22 protein-coding genes and 1 pseudogene are annotated in these 17,182 nt (G+C 62.0%); 21 read left to right on the top strand and 2 right to left on the bottom strand.

Annotated features, from left to right (window positions below):
- Positions 1–62: 62 nt before the first annotated feature.
- The 12 genes and pseudogenes from rplC to rplX all read left to right on the top strand — a co-directional run bounded on the left by rplC (position 63) and on the right by rplX (position 5,851).
- Positions 63–683, top strand: coding sequence for a 50S ribosomal protein L3 (gene rplC / locus DWY03_RS00180; RefSeq protein ID WP_035137484.1), 621 nt, complete (start codon positions 63–65; stop codon positions 681–683).
- A gap of 46 nt (positions 684–729) precedes the next feature.
- Positions 730–1,356 carry a 50S ribosomal protein L4 gene (rplD, locus tag DWY03_RS00185; protein WP_006235032.1) on the top strand — a complete coding sequence of 209 codons (627 nt, stop codon included), beginning with the start codon at positions 730–732 and terminating at the stop codon, positions 1,354–1,356.
- A complete protein-coding gene (gene rplW / locus DWY03_RS00190; protein WP_022094197.1) occupies positions 1,357–1,644 on the top strand; it encodes a 50S ribosomal protein L23 in 288 nt (95 codons plus the stop codon).
- Positions 1,645–1,823: 179 nt separating this feature from the next.
- Positions 1,824–2,654: a 50S ribosomal protein L2 gene (rplB, locus tag DWY03_RS00195; RefSeq protein WP_055250219.1), complete on the top strand. Its 831-nt coding sequence runs from the start codon at positions 1,824–1,826 to the stop codon at positions 2,652–2,654.
- A 32-nt stretch (positions 2,655–2,686) separates the two neighbouring features.
- Complete coding sequence (gene rpsS, locus DWY03_RS00200) at positions 2,687–2,947, top strand: 30S ribosomal protein S19 (protein ID WP_006235035.1); 261 nt, start codon at positions 2,687–2,689, stop codon at positions 2,945–2,947.
- A 14-nt stretch (positions 2,948–2,961) separates the two neighbouring features.
- Entirely contained in the window at positions 2,962–3,333 is a 372-nt protein-coding gene (gene rplV / locus DWY03_RS00205) for a 50S ribosomal protein L22 (protein ID WP_006235036.1), read from the top strand.
- A gap of 6 nt (positions 3,334–3,339) precedes the next feature.
- The gene (gene rpsC, locus DWY03_RS00210) at positions 3,340–4,050 is read left to right on the top strand and encodes a 30S ribosomal protein S3 (protein ID WP_006235037.1); all 711 of its coding nucleotides are present in this window, start codon (positions 3,340–3,342) and stop codon (positions 4,048–4,050) included.
- A pseudogene (gene rplP, locus DWY03_RS00215) lies at positions 4,050–4,445 on the top strand (50S ribosomal protein L16); the annotation flags it as partial. The gene rpsC and the pseudogene rplP, both read left to right, overlap by 1 nt.
- A gap of 107 nt (positions 4,446–4,552) precedes the next feature.
- Positions 4,553–4,768 carry a 50S ribosomal protein L29 gene (rpmC, locus tag DWY03_RS00220; protein WP_006235039.1) on the top strand — a complete coding sequence of 72 codons (216 nt, stop codon included), beginning with the start codon at positions 4,553–4,555 and terminating at the stop codon, positions 4,766–4,768.
- Between the two features lie 16 nt (positions 4,769–4,784).
- Positions 4,785–5,045: a 30S ribosomal protein S17 gene (gene rpsQ / locus DWY03_RS00225; protein ID WP_006235040.1), complete on the top strand. Its 261-nt coding sequence runs from the start codon at positions 4,785–4,787 to the stop codon at positions 5,043–5,045.
- A 118-nt stretch (positions 5,046–5,163) separates the two neighbouring features.
- Positions 5,164–5,532 carry a 50S ribosomal protein L14 gene (gene rplN, locus DWY03_RS00230; protein ID WP_006235041.1) on the top strand — a complete coding sequence of 123 codons (369 nt, stop codon included), beginning with the start codon at positions 5,164–5,166 and terminating at the stop codon, positions 5,530–5,532.
- A 13-nt stretch (positions 5,533–5,545) separates the two neighbouring features.
- Complete coding sequence (rplX, locus tag DWY03_RS00235; RefSeq protein WP_099432059.1) at positions 5,546–5,851, top strand: 50S ribosomal protein L24; 306 nt, start codon at positions 5,546–5,548, stop codon at positions 5,849–5,851.
- A 767-nt stretch (positions 5,852–6,618) separates the two neighbouring features.
- Here the strand turns inward: rplX and DWY03_RS10160 are convergent.
- Positions 6,619–6,720: an IS3 family transposase gene (locus tag DWY03_RS10160; RefSeq protein WP_231500741.1), complete on the bottom strand. Its 102-nt coding sequence runs from the start codon at positions 6,718–6,720 to the stop codon at positions 6,619–6,621.
- Positions 6,721–7,049: 329 nt separating this feature from the next.
- On the opposite strand from DWY03_RS10160, the gene DWY03_RS00245 reads away from it, so the two are divergent.
- The 8 genes from DWY03_RS00245 (at position 7,050) to DWY03_RS00280 (ending at position 15,117) form a co-directional block, all read left to right on the top strand.
- The gene (locus tag DWY03_RS00245) at positions 7,050–7,394 is read left to right on the top strand and encodes a 5'-methylthioadenosine/S-adenosylhomocysteine nucleosidase (protein ID WP_231500733.1); all 345 of its coding nucleotides are present in this window, start codon (positions 7,050–7,052) and stop codon (positions 7,392–7,394) included.
- Between the two features lie 227 nt (positions 7,395–7,621).
- Positions 7,622–10,363 (top strand): PRD domain-containing protein, encoded by a 2,742-nt coding sequence (locus tag DWY03_RS00250; RefSeq protein WP_117806126.1) that lies wholly within the window; start codon positions 7,622–7,624, stop codon positions 10,361–10,363.
- 123 nt (positions 10,364–10,486) lie between these two features.
- Positions 10,487–10,960: a PTS sugar transporter subunit IIB gene (locus DWY03_RS00255; RefSeq protein WP_089572478.1), complete on the top strand. Its 474-nt coding sequence runs from the start codon at positions 10,487–10,489 to the stop codon at positions 10,958–10,960.
- Positions 10,961–10,969: 9 nt separating this feature from the next.
- The gene (locus DWY03_RS00260; RefSeq protein WP_089572477.1) at positions 10,970–11,755 is read left to right on the top strand and encodes a PTS sugar transporter subunit IIC; all 786 of its coding nucleotides are present in this window, start codon (positions 10,970–10,972) and stop codon (positions 11,753–11,755) included.
- Between the two features lie 2 nt (positions 11,756–11,757).
- Positions 11,758–12,591, top strand: a complete 834-nt coding sequence (locus DWY03_RS00265) for a PTS system mannose/fructose/sorbose family transporter subunit IID (RefSeq protein ID WP_089572476.1) — start codon at positions 11,758–11,760, stop codon at positions 12,589–12,591.
- Positions 12,592–12,617: 26 nt separating this feature from the next.
- Complete coding sequence (locus DWY03_RS00270; RefSeq protein WP_089572475.1) at positions 12,618–13,016, top strand: PTS sugar transporter subunit IIA; 399 nt, start codon at positions 12,618–12,620, stop codon at positions 13,014–13,016.
- 12 nt (positions 13,017–13,028) lie between these two features.
- Complete coding sequence (locus DWY03_RS00275; RefSeq protein ID WP_172676343.1) at positions 13,029–14,153, top strand: glycoside hydrolase family 172 protein; 1,125 nt, start codon at positions 13,029–13,031, stop codon at positions 14,151–14,153.
- A 79-nt stretch (positions 14,154–14,232) separates the two neighbouring features.
- Complete coding sequence (locus DWY03_RS00280) at positions 14,233–15,117, top strand: ROK family protein (protein WP_197032763.1); 885 nt, start codon at positions 14,233–14,235, stop codon at positions 15,115–15,117.
- Positions 15,118–15,232: 115 nt separating this feature from the next.
- On the opposite strand, the gene DWY03_RS00285 is transcribed toward DWY03_RS00280, so the two are convergent.
- Positions 15,233–15,475: a hypothetical protein gene (locus tag DWY03_RS00285; RefSeq protein ID WP_117839653.1), complete on the bottom strand. Its 243-nt coding sequence runs from the start codon at positions 15,473–15,475 to the stop codon at positions 15,233–15,235.
- Between the two features lie 626 nt (positions 15,476–16,101).
- Between DWY03_RS00285 and DWY03_RS00290 the strand changes: the two genes are divergently transcribed.
- On the top strand, positions 16,102–17,181 hold the full coding sequence (locus DWY03_RS00290; protein ID WP_117802952.1) for a Gfo/Idh/MocA family protein: 1,080 nt from the start codon (positions 16,102–16,104) through the stop codon (positions 17,179–17,181).
- The last annotated feature ends 1 nt before the right edge of the window (position 17,182 follow it).

The following is a 17,182-nucleotide window of genomic DNA, read 5'->3' on the forward strand; positions in this document are numbered from 1 at the left end:
AGGGGCGTACGCTCGGTGGTGTACGCATTGTCCCAAGACCACGCGAGAGTTGGGATCATATCTTGATCAGCATGATTCTCGGCCGCAAGATTGGCATGACCCAGGTTTGGGACGAGGACGATAACGTCGTTCCCGTCACGGTCATCCAGGCTGGCCCCTGCGCTGTCTCGCAGGTTAAAACTCAGGCAACCGACGGCTATGACGCCGTCCAGATCGGTTTCGGCGACATCAAGGCCAAGAACGTGAACAAGCCCATGGCTGGTCACTTCGCCAAGGCTGGCGTCGAGCCTGTCCGCTTCCTTCGTGAGGTCCGCGTCGAGAACGGCGAGGAGCACAAGGTCGGCGAGGTCGTCACCGTCGCTGATTTCGCTGATGTCGAGAAGGTCGACGTCATCGGTACCTCCAAGGGTAAGGGCTTCCAGGGTCGCATCAAGCGCTGGGGTCAGCGCCGCGGTCCTATGACGCATGGTTCTCACTTCCAGCGTCACCCCGGTTCTATCGGTCAGTGCGCCTATCCTGCGCGCGTCCTCAAGGGCGTCAAGATGGCCGGTCACATGGGTAACGAGCGCGTTACCGTCAAGAACCTTTCCGTTGTCCGCATCGATGCCGAGCAGAACCTCATCTTGGTCAAGGGCGCTGTCCCGGGTGCCAAGAATGGTCTCGTCGCCATCCGTATGGCCTAAGGGCCCAGCCCATATAGCCCAGCGTCATACCAAGGAGAACACTTAAATGGCAAAGTTTGAAGTAAAGAACAGCGAGGGCAAGAAGGTCGCCGAGGCCGAGCTCGCCGCTGAGGTGTACGGCATCGAGCCGAACATCCACGTTATGCACCACATCGTCAAGTGCCAGATGGCCTCTTGGCGTCAGGGCACCCAGTCTGCTAAGGGTCGCTCTGAGGTTTCCGGTGGCGGCAAGAAGCCTTGGCGTCAGAAGGGCACCGGCCGTGCCCGCCAGGGTTCCATCCGTGCTGCCCAGTGGCGTCACGGTGGCGTCGTCTTCGCCCCCAAGCCCCGTTCTTACGCTAAGCGTATGAACAACAAGGAGGTCAAGCTGGCTATGCGCTCCGCGCTGTCCGCCAAGCTGGCCGATGGCGAGCTCGTGCTCGTCGACGACTACGGCTTCGAGAAGCCTTCCACCAAGGCTGCCGTCGCCATGCTCAAGGCTCTCGGCCTTGAGGGCAAGCGTCTGACCATCATCGTTCGCGATGAGGACGTCAACGCCTACCTGTCGTTCCGCAACATTCCCAAGACGTTCATCATCACTGCCGACGAGGCCAACACCTACGATCTCGTCAACAACAACGCCGTGCTGATGCCCGCCGACATCGCCGCTCACTTCGGGGAGGTGCTTGCATAAATGACCGCCCACGAGATCATCATCCGTCCGATCGTGTCCGAGCGTTCCTTCTCCGGCATGGAGCTGAACAAGTACACGTTCGAGGTCGCCAAGGATGCTAACAAGTATCAGATCAAGGACGCTGTCGAGGAGATCTTCGGCGTCAAGGTCGTTCGCGTGAACACCCTGACGGTCAAGCCCAAGACCAAGCGCGTGCGCTATGTCGCCGGCAAGACCCGTTCTTGGAAGAAGGCCATCGTCACGCTGGCCGAGGGCGACACCATCGAGGTCTTTGGCAACCAGGCCTAAGACTCGCTGCTGTTGAGTGAGCTCATGCCTCCCAAATAGGGGAGGCGGGAGCTCAAGGTTTTGGGCGTATAAAATGGACACGCCCGGAACCGTGTATACGTCCGGTGTCATCGCACCCGAGGCAGAACCTCGAATCCCTGTCTGCGATGGCTAACGGATTCCTATTGAAAGGGATTGTAATGGCTGTAAAGCACCTTAAGCCGACCTCCGCTGGTAGGCGTTGGCAGACGATCTCCGACTTCTCCGAGATCACCTGCACCAAGCCCGAGAAGTCTCTTCTCGAGCCCCTGCCCAAGAAGGCCGGTCGTAACAACAACGGCCGCATCACCACCCGCCACCAGGGCGGCGGCGTGAAGCGTCGTTACCGCGTGATCGACTTCAAGCGCAACAAGGACGGCGTGCCCGCCAAGGTTGCCACGATCGAGTACGATCCGAACCGTTCCGCTCGCATCGCTCTGCTGCACTACGCTGACGGTGAGAAGCGCTACATCCTGGCCCCCAAGGGCCTCGAGGTCGGTCAGACCATCATGTCCGGTTCTGACGCCGACATCAAGCCGGGCAATGCTCTGCCCCTCGCCGACATCCCCGTCGGTACGCTCATCCACGCCGTTGAGTTCCAGCCGGGTAAGGGCGCCGCTATCGCCCGTTCCGCCGGTAACTCCTGCCAGCTGATGGGTAAGGAGGGCAAGTACGCTATCGTCCGTATGCCTTCCTCCGAGATGCGCCGCATCCTCGTTACCTGCCGCGCCACCGTCGGTGAGGTCGGCAACGCCGATCACGCCAACATCGTCATCGGCAAGGCCGGCCGTAAGCGTCACATGAACGTGCGCCCGACCGTCCGCGGTACCGTCATGAACCCTGTCGACCACCCGCACGGCGGTGGCGAGGGCAAGAACCACACCTCTGGTCGTCCCTCTGTTACCCCCTGGGGTAAGCCGACGAAGGGCCTTCGTACGCGCAAGAAGAAGAAGGTCTCGAACCAGCACATCATTCGTCGCCGTAAGAAGTAATTTCGGATACCGAGTTTTAGGAGAAAGCACTTATGAGCAGAAGTCTCAAAAAGGGCCCGTTCGTGGAGACTCGCCTTCTCTCGCGTATCACCGCGATGAACGAGGCTGGCAAGAAGGACGTCGTGAAGACCTGGTCCCGCGCGTCCACCATCTTCCCCGAGATGGTTGGTCACACCATCGCCGTCCACGACGGCCGCAAGCATGTGCCCGTGTATGTTACCGAGTCCATGGTTGGTCACAAGCTCGGCGAGTTCGCGCCGACTCGTACGTTCCGTGGCCACAAGGCCAAATAGGGGGTTAACCGTAAATGGCAACTAAGTCTATTGAAACTGAGGCCACCGAGGTTCGCGCCGTCGCTAAGTACGTGCGTGTTTCCCCCAGCAAGGCCCGCCTGGTGGTCGATCTGATCCGCCGCAAGCCTGTCGCTCAGGCCTTCGACATCCTCCACTTCTGCGACCGCGCCGTCGCCGTGGATGTCGAGAAGGTTCTCCGTTCCGCCGTTGCGAACGCCGAGAACAACAACGGTCTGCGTGCCGACAACCTGGTTGTCGCCGCTGCCTATGTTGACGAGGGTCCGACGCTTAAGCGCATCCGTCCCCGCGCCAAGGGTTCCGCTTCTCGCATTCTGAAGCGTACTTCCCACATCACCGTCGTCGTTGCTCCTCGAAAGGAGGCGTAAAGCTGTATGGGTCAGAAAGTCTACCCCACCGGCTTCCGTCTTGGCATTACCGAGAACTGGCGCTCCCGCTGGTTCGCAGAGAAGGATTACGCTAAGACCCTCGGTAACGATCTCGAGATCCGCAAGTACCTCGAGAAGCGTCTTTCCCGCGCAGCTGTCTCCCGCGTCGAGATCGAGCGCGCTGGCGACAAGGTGAAGGTCATCATCCTCACCGCTCGCCCCGGCGTTGTCATCGGTAAGAAGGGTGCCGAGATCGATACCCTCCGCACCGAGCTCGAGAAGGTCGCTGGCGTCTCCAAGGGCCAGCTCTCCGTCGACGTTGTCGAGATCAAGCGCCCCGAGCTCGACGCCAACCTCGTTGCTCAGTCTATCGCCGAGCAGCTCGAGGGCCGCGTTGCCTTCCGTCGCGCTATGCGCAAGGCTGTCCAGTCCGCCCGGAAGGCCGGCGCTAAGGGCATCCGTATCCAGTGCTCCGGTCGTCTCGGCGGTGCCGAGATGGGCCGTCGTGAGTGGTACCGCGAGGGTCGCGTGCCTCTGCACACCCTCCGTGCCAAGATCGACTACGGCACGGCTGTCGCCAGCACCACCATGGGCGCTTGCGGCGTGAAGGTCTGGATCTACCTGGGCGAGAAGCTCCCGGGCCAGCCTGTTCCCAACCCTGCACTCGAGGGCTCTTCCCGTCCTCGTCGTCGTAACTCCGAGAGGAGGGGTCAGTAGTGCTTGCCCCTAAGCGTATTCTTCACCGCAAGGTGCAGCGTGGCTCCATGAAGGGCCAGGCCAAGGGTAATACCGAGCTGCATTTCGGCGAGTTTGGTATCCAGGCTCTCGAGGCCCATTGGATCACCAACCGTCAGATCGAGGCCGCTCGTATTGCCATGACCCGCTACATGAAGCGTGGCGGTCGTGTCTACATCACGATCTTCCCCGACAAGCCCATCACCAAGAAGCCTGCCGAGACTCGCATGGGTTCTGGTAAGGGTAACCCCGAGGAGTGGGTGGCCGTCGTCAAGCCCGGCCGCATCATGTTCGAGGTCAAGGGCGTGCCCGAGGAGGTCGCTCGCGAGGCTCTGCGTCTTGCACAGCACAAGCTTCCCATCAAGACCAAGATTGTTGCTGCCAAGAACGCTGAGCAGCGCATCGAGAAGGAGATGGCTGAGGAGGCCGCTCTCGAGGCCAAGTGGGCTGCTGAGGACGCCGCCGCCGCCAAGGAGGAGAACTAATGAAGCCCGCAGAGATTCGTGAGCTCTCGGACGCTCAGCTCGTTGAGAAGCTGAAGGAAATGCGCGCCGAGCTCTTTAACCTTCGTTTCCAGATGGCCACCAGCCAGCTGGACAACACCGCTCGCGTCAACACCGTGAAGAAGGACATCGCTCGCGTCCTCACGGAGCAGCGCGCCCGCGAGATCGCAGCGGAGAAGTCCGCTGTCGCCGAGTAGGACCTAAGGAGAGAACATGACTGATTCGCGTAACTCGCGTAAGGTCCGTACGGGTGTCGTTACCTCCGTCTCCGGTGCCAAGACCATTGTTGTCACCATCACCGAGCGCAAGCGTCACCCCAAGTACGGCAAGATGATGACCAGCTCCAAGAAGCTGCACGCTCACGACGAGGAGTGCACGGCTGGCGTGGGCGACACCGTCCGCGTTATGGAGACCCGTCCTATGTCCAAGATGAAGCGTTGGCGCCTCATCGAGGTCGTCGAGCGCGCTAAATAAGCAGTCGCTCTTACGACTTGTACGTTTCCGAAGATGTGCGTATGCCTGGCTTGCATACCACGGGCCGTATAAAGGCCGCGCACCTCTCTTCGGTTCTTAGTTCGGAGGAACATCTACCATGATTCAGATGCAAACCATGCTGAACGTCGCCGACAACTCCGGCGCTCGCAAGATTCGCTGCATCAAGGTGCTTGGCGGTTCCAAGCGTCGTTATGCAGGCATCGGCGATGTGTTCATCGGTGCTGTCCAGGAGGCTACCCCTGGCGCCAACGTCAAGAAGAAGGACGTTGTCCGTTGCGTCGTCGTTCGCACCGTTAAGGAGATCCGCCGCAAGGATGGCTCCTACATTCGCTTTGATGAGAACGCCTGCGTTGTCATCAACAACGATGGTTCGCCCGTCGGCACCCGTATCTTCGGGCCCGTCGCTCGCGAGCTTCGTGACAAGAAGTACATGAAGATCGTCTCGCTCGCTCCCGAGACCCTGTAGTTAGGGGAGATATATGTATATCAAGAAGGGCGATAAGGTCCAGGTTCTCTCTGGTAAGGATCGCGGCAAGCAGGGCGTTATCCTGCGTGCTCTCCCCGCCGAGAACAAGGTCGTTGTCGAGGGCGTTTCGGTCGTCAAGAAGGCCGTCAAGCCCAACGCTGCCAACCAGCAGGGCGGCATCGTCTCGCAGGAGGCTCCCATCGACGCCTCCAACGTCAATCTCGTCTGCCCCGAGTGCGGTAAGGTTACCCGCGTCGGTCACGAGAAGGACGGCAAGAACAAGCTGCGCGTCTGCAAGAAGTGCGGCCACAAGTTCTAAGCTGCCCGCAACATCAAGTTGCTAGCAAAGGCCCGGATGCCACGGCACCCGGGCCTTTTTCTATCCCCACTCGATGACTTCGGTTCTGCCGTCCCGTCATTCCGGTTGCATCCAGTTTTCGGTGCCGTCTCGAATCGAGTGCCGCCAGGTGACACCCTGTCGCGTTTCGTCGGCTTCGGGGACAAAAGTCGGGACAACTCCAAAAACTATTTTCGAACTCAGGGCTTTGAGTTTTTGTTTTTGTCCCAAAGGGCGCGGCGGGATGCCTTTGGAGGCTCGATAGCGCCGAAAACGCCCGTTTTGAAACTTAAATGCCTTTTCGCGTGCAAGCCGCCAGCTGCAATAGGAAGTGAATCAACGCAGGTGGCTTTCAAGCAGTTTGCAAAACTGCAGGTCGCAGGTCTTCATTGCCAGTAGGAGAAATGAGTAGTCTCAGGTGGCTTGCCCATGAGTTGACGAACGGGATTTGAGATTACGCTGACGTCCGGAAACGCTTCGAGCACGGCGTTACGTTTTTGGGGTTTGGGCGTAGCCCCTGCACCCGCGAGCGCGGGCCTTAAGCCCGCCGAGAGGGTGACGCGTCGAAAACGAAGGGGAAAGAGAGAAGGGGCCGTCCCTATCATTCAGGTTGCGACCGAAGAAGACAAGGAGACCCCCTGAGCCTGAATGATGCCCCACAGACCGCGTCCGACCGAGCTCAAGCCGAGCTTTTCCTGACGTCCTCCTTCGCGGAGATGATGGCTGGATTGGCTATGGATTGGCAACACTTATTTGGACGATTCCGGGAGGGACGGCCCCGCCTCCCTGAACTCGACCGGCGACATGAAGACCAGCGTCGAGTGGATCCTGAAGTTGTTGTACCAGTGCACGTAATCCAAGAGCTTGGCTCGGAGCTCGCGCGTCCCTCCTCGATCCTTCGGAGTGGCCGACGATTTCCCCGTTGCAGAGGTCGACGAGCAGGCAGACGTAGTTCCACGACGCCCCGACGCGCACGCAGGCCAAGTCGCTGCATATATGGGTGTACGGCGCCCTGCCGCCGAAGCCGCGCGCGACGACGTTCGACACGTCGGCCTCGTTGATCGCCCCGGGGTGCACCTTGAACCTTTTCCTGCCGTATGCGCCGGCCAGGCCGTTCTCCCTCATGATGCGGCAGACGCGGCGCCGGCTGACGGTAACGCCCGACCTCCCGGGCGACGCCTTGATCTTGCGCGATCCGTTCCGGCCCTTGCTGGCGGCGTGCGCCGCCGCGGCCGCCGTCGCCCCCGACATTAAGGTCCTCAAGGGCCGCGTCGTCTCCGGCGACCAGTTTGTCTCGCCCGCGGAACAGAAGGAGCGAATCCTCGCGATCTTCGGCGACCTGTGCTGCGAGATGGAGGGCTGCACCATCGCGCAGGCCGCCTATCTCAACGGCGTGCCCCTCGTCGTCGTGCGCGCCATCAGCGACAAGCCCTGCGCCGAGGGCCGGGTCGTCGACTACAACACCTTCGAGAAGAAGGCCGCCTGCGACTGCGCCCGCATCGCCGCGCGCATGGTTAAGCTTTAGGCCCTGCGCGCCGGGGCCCTTCTTTATGTTGGGACCCCGGCGCGCCGGGGCCCTTTCCAAAGCGAAGTGTCGAGCCGAAGTGTTGAGCGTCGGCCCTGAATGTTCAATGGCCGTTGTTTTCTGCCCCTCAAGTGGTGCACTTTTCCTCGGAGCTGTTGATTCCCCCACGCGCCCCCTTCCGTTCTCTGTTCTCCCCTTATACTCCTTGTACGAGGAGGTAAGAAGTCATGGACAAGACCACACAGGACAGCTTGGCAAAGAAACCCGTCGACATGAGGGACAGGATTCTCGAGCATCTCGAGGCCCTCACCTCTGCCGTCTCGCTCGACGACCTTGCCCGTCTGTCCACCTCCGACATCGCCGAGACACTCATCATCTCCAGGAGCCTGGCGAGCCAGTACCTCAACGACCTTGTTCGCGCCGGTCTTGTGGTTAAGGTGGCGGGCAGGCCTGTCCGTTATTTTCATCGCCGCGCGTTCCAGAAGCGTTTTCAGGTAAAGCTCTCTGCAAGCGAGTACGCCTCGCTCGCCGACCTCATCCAGGCGACGGGAATCGCCGATCACCGCGACTTCGCGCGTGCCGTGGGCTTCGACATGAGCCTCAGCTCCGTTGTCGAGCAGTGCAAGGCTGCGGTTCAGTACCCTCCGTTTGGCCTGCCCATCCTCTTGAGCGGCGGCGTGGGTGTCGGTAAGTCTTTCCTTTCTCGCCTTGTGTACGAGTACGGCAAGAACCAGGGCTTGCTGTCCCGCGACTCCTCCTATGTGCGCATCGACTGCGCCGGGGTCCCGGACGCCGCCTCGTTCAACGGGCTTCTTGACGAGTCGATCGCGAATGCGCGCGGGGGTGTGGTCTTTGTCAACGGCATCGAGGCACTCTCTCCCTCTGCGATGGAGCACTGCCTTGCGACGGCCCTCGGGCTCGATGCCTCCCAGGATGCGCCGCGCGCTCGCCTCGTTCTTTCGACGACGCTATCCGCCGATGACCTGAAGGTTTCCTCGGCCTACAGCAAAATGCCCATCTGTGCCCGCGTCCCCTCGCTCAAGGAGCGGACCCCCGAGGAGCGCGAGGATCTCATCTTGAGCTTCCTGCGCAGCGAGGGGTGCCGAATCGGTTCTGATGTGAAGATCAGCCGCGGCGCATACCGTTGCCTCGTGAACGCGGACTTTTCCGATAACATCGCCGGCTTGCGCGCCTGCGTGACGAACTGCTGCGCCAAAGCGTTCCTCAATCGCGAGGGCGACTACGTCGTCGTTCGCCCGTATCTTCTTCCCAGCGGGCTCCTCTCCTCCGCGCAGATCGATCAACAGCCCGACGATGGCGTTCTGATCGACGCGTCTCTGGATGCCGCCGAGAGCACAGGGCCGGTCGAGCAGGCGCTCGATGCCCTGTGCTCCCTCGATGAGCGATTCTGCGCCGGGGAGCTCTCTGTCTCCGAGCTTGTCTCGCAAGCTGTCTCCGCTGTGCGCGGCGTTGAGGATCACTTGATCTTCGACCACGGCGTCGCCTCCTCGAGGTCGCGCGCCTTCGAGCGCGTCGTGGGCGCGGTCCTTGCCGACGCAGGCTCTTCTTATGGCATCGAGCTTTCGAGGAAGGTCGCTTTTCTACTGGCCCAGGAGATTTGCCTGCAGTTGTGGCCGGGTATCGGCCTGGCTAAGCGAAAGTCTGCCTGTGCGGAGCAAATCTCCCATCTCCTCGGTGCCGTGACCTCCGAATTGCCGTTTGCCTCGAGTGTCTCCGATCAGGTCGCCGCAGACGTGGAAGGGGCGCTGGGAATCTCGCTCGATCACTTCACGAAGACGCTTCTGACGCTGTGCGTCGCATCGGAGTCTCGCGATGCGAAGGCCCTTCGGACGCTCTGCGTCATCCTGTCCCACGGCTACTCAACGGCGACGAGCATCGCCGACGCGGCGAACCGTATGCTCGGCATGCATGTGTACGAGGCTGTCGACATGCCCTACGACCAGCAGCTGAAGGACATCGTCGGTCCGCTCCAGCGCCTCGTCGACCGCCATTCCTACTGCACCGGGGTCGTGTTCCTCGTCGACATGGGCTCCTTGGAGGAGGCCTATAAGGCCCTCGAGAACGTTACCGACTCCACTATCGGCGTGGTGAACAACGTCTCTACCGGTCTTGCGCTCGAGATCGGGGTCGGGCTGCTCGGCGGCAAGTCCATCGCCGAGGTTCTTGGCGATGCGACCGCCGCGTGCGTGACGCACTGCAAGGTGATCGAGCGCGTCAACCGTGAGGACGCCATCGTCTTCTGCTCCGAGTCCGGGGTCGACGCCGCGGAGAGGATACGCCAGCTCGTCTCGCAGAGCCTCCCGCGCACCATAGGCGCGCGCCTGCTCACGAGGCCCTTCAAGCAGCTCGTCGCGAACGGGTCGAACGACGCCGTTTTCTCCGAGCACCGCGTCTGCGCCGTCATCGGCACGGGAGACCCCGGGGTCGCCTCCGTCCCCTTCGTCGCCCTCGAGGACATCATGTCGACGGCGTCCGCCTCTAAGGTTGATGCCGTGTTCGGCAGGTGGCTTGACGCTTCCGAGCTCTCTTCTTTCCACGAGAAGCTGCTCTCGAACATGACGCTGCAGAACGTCATCCGCTCCATCACCATCCTCGACCCGGAGCGGCTATTCCATGAGATCGAGAGCGCCGTGCACGAGCTTCAGCGCAGGACAGGCGAGAAGATCGGCAGCAACGCCATCATTGGGCTCTACGTTCACCTCTGCTGTCTCGTCGAGCGCCTTGTTACCAGAAACCCCATTGAGACCTACGTTGGCCAGGACCGCTTCGAGGAGGAACGCGCCGATTTCATCGAGTCCTTCAGGCAGAGCTTCTCGAGCATCTCGACGCGCTATCGCGTAGAGGTTCCCGTAAGCGAGATCGCATATGTCTTCGACTACATAAGCGTGAGCGCCGCCCCGGCGCGAGAAGAGCGCCTCGGCTCCTCGGACCTCCTGCTCGACGAGTGACCTTCCCCGCGCCGCCGCAAGCTGACCGCGCGTCCTCAATAATCCGATAACCCCTTGCCCGGCGCGAATCCGGATAGCGCCGAGGCAGTACCGAACGTAAAACTTCATTTGATAGGAGCAAACATGAGTGTTGTTATGGCACGAATCGACAATCGCCTGCTTCACGGCATCATCGTGACGCAGTGGGCCCCGGTGTCGGGCGCGACCCGAGTCATGGTCATCGACGACAAGGTCGCCGGCGACGAGGTCCTGAAGTCCACCATGAGGATGGCGCGCCCCGCGGGCATGGCCGTTTCGATCATCTCCGAGCAGACCGCGCTCAAGAACTTCGCCGCGGGCAAGTACGACCGCGAGAAGGTCTTCGTCATCGCCAAGGAGCCCGAGACGATGCTTCGCCTGGTCGAGTCGGGCGTCGAGCTCCCGTCGCTGGTCGTCGGCGGCTCGCTCGTCAAGGAGGACGGCATCCAGCTCACCCAGCGCGCCTACGCCTCCGCCGAGAACGTCCAGAGCTACAAGGCGCTCATCGCCCGTGGCGTCAAGGTGACGGCCCAGTTCGTGCCCGCCGACAAGCCCGTCTCCGTCGCAGACCTCATCTAAGGGGGAAATATGGTCAACTTCACTATCCTGCAGGTCGTCCTTTTGACCCTGCTGGCCTTCATCAAGCACGTGGACTACTACGGCATCCCGATGATCTTCGTCAATTACGCCGTTTTCTGGGGCCTCATCACCGGAGTCGTCATGGGCGACTGGAAGACCGGCCTTGTCATCGGCGGCACCATTCAGCTCATGCAGCTCGGCGTCGCGGGCTTCGGCGGCTCCTCCATTCCCGACTACGGCACGATGGCCATCATCGCCACCGCCTACGGCGTGACCCTGGGCTCCGACACGGGCCTCGCCATCGGCCTGCCGGTCGGCATGCTCGGCATCCAGCTCGACGTCGTCGCCAAGATCCTCAACGGCTTTGTCGTCGAGAAGTCCCAGAAGTTCTGCAACGAGGGTAAGTTCAATCAGATGAACGCCATCCTGTGGGTCTGCCCCGCGCTCTTCGGCCTGTGCGCCGCCCTGCCCGTCTTTGTCTCCGTGACGCTCGGCCAGCCCGCCGTCAACTGGCTCCTCGAGGTCATGCCCCAGTGGTTCCTCTCCGGCCTCACCCTCGCCGGCAAGATGCTCCCGGCCGTCGGTATCGCCATGCTGCTCCGCTACATGCCAACCGCCAAGTACTTCCAGTACCTGCTCGCCGGCTTCTTCCTCTCGGCCTTCCTGAACGTGCCCATCATCGGCGCCGCCATCGTCGGCGTTGCCCTCGCGATTGCGTTCTACCAGCGTGCCGAGAGGGACACCGAGCTCGCCGCCCACGCTTCCGCAGACGCCTTCATCGGAGAGGATGAGTAACCATGGAAAACGAGAACATCACCGCCGTCGCCGAGGGCAAGCCCTCCGGCTACAAGGTCACCAAGAAGGACCTGCGCAACGCGAACTGGCGCTGGCTCATGAGCGTGTGCACCTTCAACTACCAGACCCAGCAGGGCGCCTCAGTCGCCTACGCCCTCTCGCCGGTCCTGAGGAAGATCTACACGAACGACGAGGACTATAAGCAAGCGCTCAACAACCACTTCCGCTACTACAACACCCAGCCTTGGCTCGCCGCCATCATCCTTGGCGCCTGCGTGGCCATGGAGGAGCGCGACGGCCTAGCGGCGGCGGACGCCGTCCAAGACCTGAAGATCGGCACCATGGGACCGCTCGCCGGCGTCGGCGACTCCCTGCTCATGACCATGATCCCGACCATCATGGGCTCCATCGCCGCCTACATGGCCATCGAGGGCAACCCCGTGGGAGCCGGCATCTGGTTCGCGCTCATCCTGGCCATCTTCTGGGTCCGCATGCACGCCCTCGAGTTCGGCTACAAGCAGGGCGTGAAGCTCGTCACCGACTTCAGCGAGAAGCTTCCCAACCTCACTGCCGCCGCCTCCGTGCTCGGCCTCACCGTGGTCGGCTGCCTCATCGCCTCGGTCATCGGCGTCACCTGCCCGATTAGCTTCAGCTTCGGCGACGTCGCGATGGAGATTCAGCCGCTGCTCGACAAGATCCTGCCTGCCATGATCCCCGCCGCCATCACGGGAAGCGCGTATTACCTTCTTACCAAGAAGAACGCGAGCATGACGGCCCTCATCCTCGTGGTGATCGTCCTCGCGATGGTCGCCTCCGCCGCCGGCATCCTCGCCTAGCTTCGACCCAAGAGATTGGTGAATCAATGAGAAAGATAGTTGTGGCGAGCCATTCCCTTCTCGCCCAGGGCTTCAAGGATACCCTCGAGTTCCTTACGGGTAAGGGCGACGCCGTCAACGCCGTGTGCGCCTACGTGAACGACAACGGCGAGGGGCTCGACGCGGCGGTCGAGGCGGCTCTTTCGGGCACTGACGAGGTCGTCGTCCTCACCGACGCGTACGGCGGCAGCGTGAACCAGCGCTTTTCCCGCTTCGCCTCCGACCGGATCCACGTGATCGCGGGTGTCAACCTCCCGCTCGCCATGACGGTCGCGCTCGCGCGCCCCGACGAGAAACTCGACTTCGACGCCCTCGTCAACGAGGCGCGCCAGCAGATCATCTACGTGAACGGTGCCAGTTCCGCCGAGTGCGACGACGACGAATAGAGGAGGTCGACGATGAGAGAGTTCCTTAAGGACGTGTGGATGCACGGCGGTGAGGAAAGCCGCGCCATCACCCCCGAGAACATCACGGGCGAGAAGGGCCGCGCCGCCATGTCGGCCAGCCACCTCGGCGTCGGCCGCAAGGGCTCGTGCTGCGTGCCCCTTGAGTCCGGCGAGACCATCACGCTCGCGGACATCGAGGGCCCCGGCATCATCCGCCACATCTGGATGACCGTCCCCGACAAGACCGCCGCCGGCAGCTTCGTCATGCGTGACCTCGTGCTGCGCTTCTACTGGGACGACGAGGAGACCCCCTCGGTCGAGTGCCCTGTCGGCGACTTCTTCTGCAACGGCTTCGGTGAGCGCGCCATCGTCAACTCGATGCCCATCTGCGTGAACCCGACGGGCGGCATGAACTGCTACTTCGAGATGCCCTTCAGGAAGCACGCCAAGGTCACGCTTACGAGCGAGCACCCCGGGTTCATTAAGTACATCTTCTACACGTTCAACTACGCGCTCACCGACGTGCCGGACGACGCCATGTACTTCCACGCCCGCTTTAACCGCGAGCGCAGCACCCGCAGGGGCGTCGACTACACCGTGCTCGACGGCGTGCGCGGCAAGGGCTACTACGTCGGCACCTACATGGCCCTGTGCGCCCTGGAGCGCTATTGGTGGGGCGAGGGCGAGATGAAGTTCTTCCTCGACGGCGACGAGGAGTTCCCCACGGTCACCTCGACGGGAGCCGAGGACTACTTCGGCGGTGCCTGGGCCTTCCTCGACAGGCCGCCCCACGCGCTGCCCGAGGCGCAGTGCTTCAACACGCTGTTCGCCGGCTACCCGTACCGCTCGACGCGCGACGCCACGCGCGACCGCTTCAGCGCGGGCAAGCCGAACCCGAATCCGATGCTCGCGACTAACGACGACGCGCTGCCCAGGCACGGCCTCTACAGGTGGCACCTTCCCGACCCGATCTCGTTCAAGGAGGACCTGCGCGTGACGTTCCAGGACCTCGGCAACGATGACATCAAGCTCTACGAGCGCGAGGACGACATCTCCACCGTCGCCTACTGGTACCAAAGCGAGCCGCACGCCGTGCTCGCCCCGTTTGCCGCAAGGCAGGACCGCGTGCCCAGGTAGGGTCGCCTCGAAACAAGCCAACGTTATGGGCGCCCGCGGTTGACCATGACTGCGGGCGTCCCTTTGTAAGGAGGATCACATGAGCGAAAAGCAAATGAGGCTCGGCGCCCTCGAAGCCGGCGGGACCAAGATGGTCTGTGCCGTGGTGTCCGGCGACGGCGAGGTCCTCGACCGTATGGAGACCCCGACGCTTACGCCCGCCAAGACCGTCCCGCAGATGATCGAGTGGTTCACCGCCCGCGATGTGGACGCGTTGGGCATCGGCGCCTTCGGCCCGACCTGCGTCGACCCCAACGACGAGCGCTACGGCTCCATCCTCCAGACGCCCAAGCTCGCGTGGCGAGGCCATGGTCTTCGCGCCGCGTTCGCCGACGCCCTCGGGATTCCGGTGGCCTACGACACGGACGTGAACGTTGCCTGCCTCGGCGAAGTGGTCTTCGGCTGCTGCAAGGGGCTCGAGGACGCCGTCTACGTGACCATCGGCACCGGCGTGGGCGCGGGCGTCATGTGCGCGGGCAGACTCCTTCACGGCATGCTGCACCCCGAGGCCGGTCACATGCTGGTAAGGACCCGTCCCACCGAGGAGGGACGCTGCGTCTGCCCGAGCCACGCGAGCTGTCTCGAGGGGCTCGCCTCCGGCCCCGCCATCGCCGCGCGCTGGGGAAAGCCCGCGGCCGAGCTCGCGGACAACGATGAGGTGTGGGCGCTCGAGGGGGATTATCTGGGGCAGATGTGCGCGAACCTCGTGCTCATGTACTCGCCTCGCCGCATCGTCCTCGGCGGCGGCGTGATGCACCAGGAGCAGCTCTACGGCATCGTCCGCAAGAAGACCCTCGAATATCTGGGTGGCTACATCCAGACCGCCGAGCTTAAGGACATGGAGAGCTACATCTGCGCCCCGGGCTGCGGCGGCGACCAAGGAATCCTCGGCGCGGCCGAGCTGGCAAGAAGGGCGCTCGCGTAACTTGCGCTCTCTCCGCCATACGACGCGTTAAGAAAAGACGAGCGCTTCTTGCCAATTGAGCGGCAAGAAGTGCTCGTCTTTTGCATTTGTTTTTGGGCAGGACGCCCCGCCTCCACTAGAGTCCCTGGACCGCCACACCCACGAGGTTTGGACCGGTGTGGACAAGAAGCGCGGGGCTGATGTCGGAGCGGACGACCTCCACCGCGTTGGCCACGCGCTCGCACAGGGCCTGCTCCATGCGGTCGTAGAGGTCGGCGTGGGCCGAGGTGCGGCTCGCGGCAAAGCGCACCTCGGGGTGCTTCTCGACGATGGCGGCGATGAGCTTGACCTCGGTGCGATGCGGTACTTGCACAGCCATTTCGTGTGCGCGAGGCTGTTGGCTTTCTGGGCCACAGCAATCACCTTCCCCCTAGTATGATGACCTGAACAATCCTCATGCTAGGGGGAAGGTTTTTGTCGCGTAGCGGAAATTGGCCTCCACCCGCTGAGCGGGTGGCTTTCTATGCCGCGCGTGCCGCGCGGCACGGACTAAAGTCCATGAATAAAAACGAGGAAGGCCACGTCCGGCCTCCCTCGCAAAGGGTCTCTGATTACTCCCACTCATTGGGGACAGACTTAAATGAGTGCTCTTGAAATGCCGGCGCCTGGGGACGTTCTTTTTCTGTCTGCAGTTTGGAACGTTCCTTTTCTGTCGGCAGTTTGGGACGGTCCTTAGAGCTGCAGCGCGCCATGAGCGACGAGGCGAAGCGGATCATCCTGTCTTTTGAGTTCTAAGCATAAGCCCCTGTCTCTGAGCAATGACCGGTTCGCATTTGTGCGTATTTGCGTGCGTGGGATTGCGTGAATATGCGTATAGATGCGCCGTTTACGGGATAAAAATGACCGTTTAGCGGTGAGATACGCAAAAACGCGCACAGAAGCGCGTGTTTGTGCGAATATAGAGCTGTCAGAAAGCAAGGCGTTCTATGACACAGGAGGCACATAATGGCAGATTCCAAGCAGGCTCCGCTCGACGCCGCGGCAGCCGCCAAAGCAGCGTTCGCTTCGGTCCAGGACAAGCCGTTCCCCGACGATATTTTTACGGCTCCCGAGCTCCATTGGGCCGTCATCGGTTGCGGCGTTATCGCCAACCAGATGGCTCAGTCCCTTGCTCTTGCCGGTCGCAAGCTTGCGGGCGTCGCCAACCGTACGCTGTCCAAGGCTCAGGCTTTTGCCGAGCAGTATGGCATCGAGAAGGTCTACGACACGGTTGAGGACCTCTACGCCGATCCTGGCATCGACGCCGTCTACATCACTACCCCGCACAACACTCATATCACCTATCTGCGCGCTGCCCTGGCAGCCGGCAAGCACGTGCTCTGCGAGAAGGCCATTACCCTCAATTCCGCTGAACTCGATGAGGCCCGTGCCATTGCCGCCGAGCACAACGTGGTCCTTATGGACGCTACCACGGTGCTCCACATGCCCTTGTATCAAGAGCTGCGTCGCCGCATGGATGCCGGCGAGTTCGGCCGCATGAACCTCGCTCAGCTCAACTTTGGTAGCTACAAGGAGTACGGCGACCTGACCAACCGTTTCTACAATCGCAACCTTGCCGGCGGTGCCATGCTCGATATTGGTGTGTATGCCCTGTCCGTCATGCGCCTGTTTATGGCGAGCCAGCCCGCCGAGGTCGTGTCTCTAGGCAACACCTGCGAGACTGGCGTCGATGTTGCGGGCGGCATCGTCTGCCGCAATGCCGAGCAGCAGCTGGGCGTCGTGAGCCTTACGCTTCACTCCAAGCAGCCCAAGCGCTCGGTCATTAGCTTCGACAAGTGCTATATCGAGGTCAACGATTATCCGCGTGCCGATCACGCGACCATCGTGTGGACTGCAGACGGTCACCGTGAGGAGGTCCACGCTGGCACCGAGGCATACGCTCTGTGCTACGAGATGGCCGACCTGGAGAGGGCCGTTGCCGGCGATGATTCGAAGCGTGAGCTGCTGGATTATGCTTCTGATGTTATGGAGCTGATGACCAAGCTACGCGCCGACTGGGGAGTCGTGTACCCCGAGGAGGAGTAAG

It is taken from the genome of Collinsella sp. AF23-2 (genome assembly GCF_003459245.1).
Taxonomy (GTDB): domain Bacteria; phylum Actinomycetota; class Coriobacteriia; order Coriobacteriales; family Coriobacteriaceae; genus Collinsella.

Coding starts and splice junctions, on each gene's coding strand:
- rplD (WP_006235032.1), top strand. CDS start 730: ATGGCAAAGTTTGAAGTAAAGAACAGCGAGGGCAAGAAGGTCGCCGAG.
- rplW (WP_022094197.1), top strand. CDS start 1,357: ATGACCGCCCACGAGATCATCATCCGTCCGATCGTGTCCGAGCGTTCC.
- rplB (WP_055250219.1), top strand. CDS start 1,824: ATGGCTGTAAAGCACCTTAAGCCGACCTCCGCTGGTAGGCGTTGGCAG.
- rpsS (WP_006235035.1), top strand. CDS start 2,687: ATGAGCAGAAGTCTCAAAAAGGGCCCGTTCGTGGAGACTCGCCTTCTC.
- rplV (WP_006235036.1), top strand. CDS start 2,962: ATGGCAACTAAGTCTATTGAAACTGAGGCCACCGAGGTTCGCGCCGTC.
- rpsC (WP_006235037.1), top strand. CDS start 3,340: ATGGGTCAGAAAGTCTACCCCACCGGCTTCCGTCTTGGCATTACCGAG.
- rpmC (WP_006235039.1), top strand. CDS start 4,553: ATGAAGCCCGCAGAGATTCGTGAGCTCTCGGACGCTCAGCTCGTTGAG.
- rpsQ (WP_006235040.1), top strand. CDS start 4,785: ATGACTGATTCGCGTAACTCGCGTAAGGTCCGTACGGGTGTCGTTACC.
- rplN (WP_006235041.1), top strand. CDS start 5,164: ATGATTCAGATGCAAACCATGCTGAACGTCGCCGACAACTCCGGCGCT.
- rplX (WP_099432059.1), top strand. CDS start 5,546: ATGTATATCAAGAAGGGCGATAAGGTCCAGGTTCTCTCTGGTAAGGAT.
- DWY03_RS00250 (WP_117806126.1), top strand. CDS start 7,622: ATGGACAAGACCACACAGGACAGCTTGGCAAAGAAACCCGTCGACATG.
- DWY03_RS00255 (WP_089572478.1), top strand. CDS start 10,487: ATGAGTGTTGTTATGGCACGAATCGACAATCGCCTGCTTCACGGCATC.
- DWY03_RS00260 (WP_089572477.1), top strand. CDS start 10,970: ATGGTCAACTTCACTATCCTGCAGGTCGTCCTTTTGACCCTGCTGGCC.
- DWY03_RS00265 (WP_089572476.1), top strand. CDS start 11,758: ATGGAAAACGAGAACATCACCGCCGTCGCCGAGGGCAAGCCCTCCGGC.
- DWY03_RS00270 (WP_089572475.1), top strand. CDS start 12,618: ATGAGAAAGATAGTTGTGGCGAGCCATTCCCTTCTCGCCCAGGGCTTC.
- DWY03_RS00275 (WP_172676343.1), top strand. CDS start 13,029: ATGAGAGAGTTCCTTAAGGACGTGTGGATGCACGGCGGTGAGGAAAGC.
- DWY03_RS00280 (WP_197032763.1), top strand. CDS start 14,233: ATGAGCGAAAAGCAAATGAGGCTCGGCGCCCTCGAAGCCGGCGGGACC.
- DWY03_RS00285 (WP_117839653.1), bottom strand. CDS start 15,475: ATGGCTGTGCAAGTACCGCATCGCACCGAGGTCAAGCTCATCGCCGCC.
- DWY03_RS00290 (WP_117802952.1), top strand. CDS start 16,102: ATGGCAGATTCCAAGCAGGCTCCGCTCGACGCCGCGGCAGCCGCCAAA.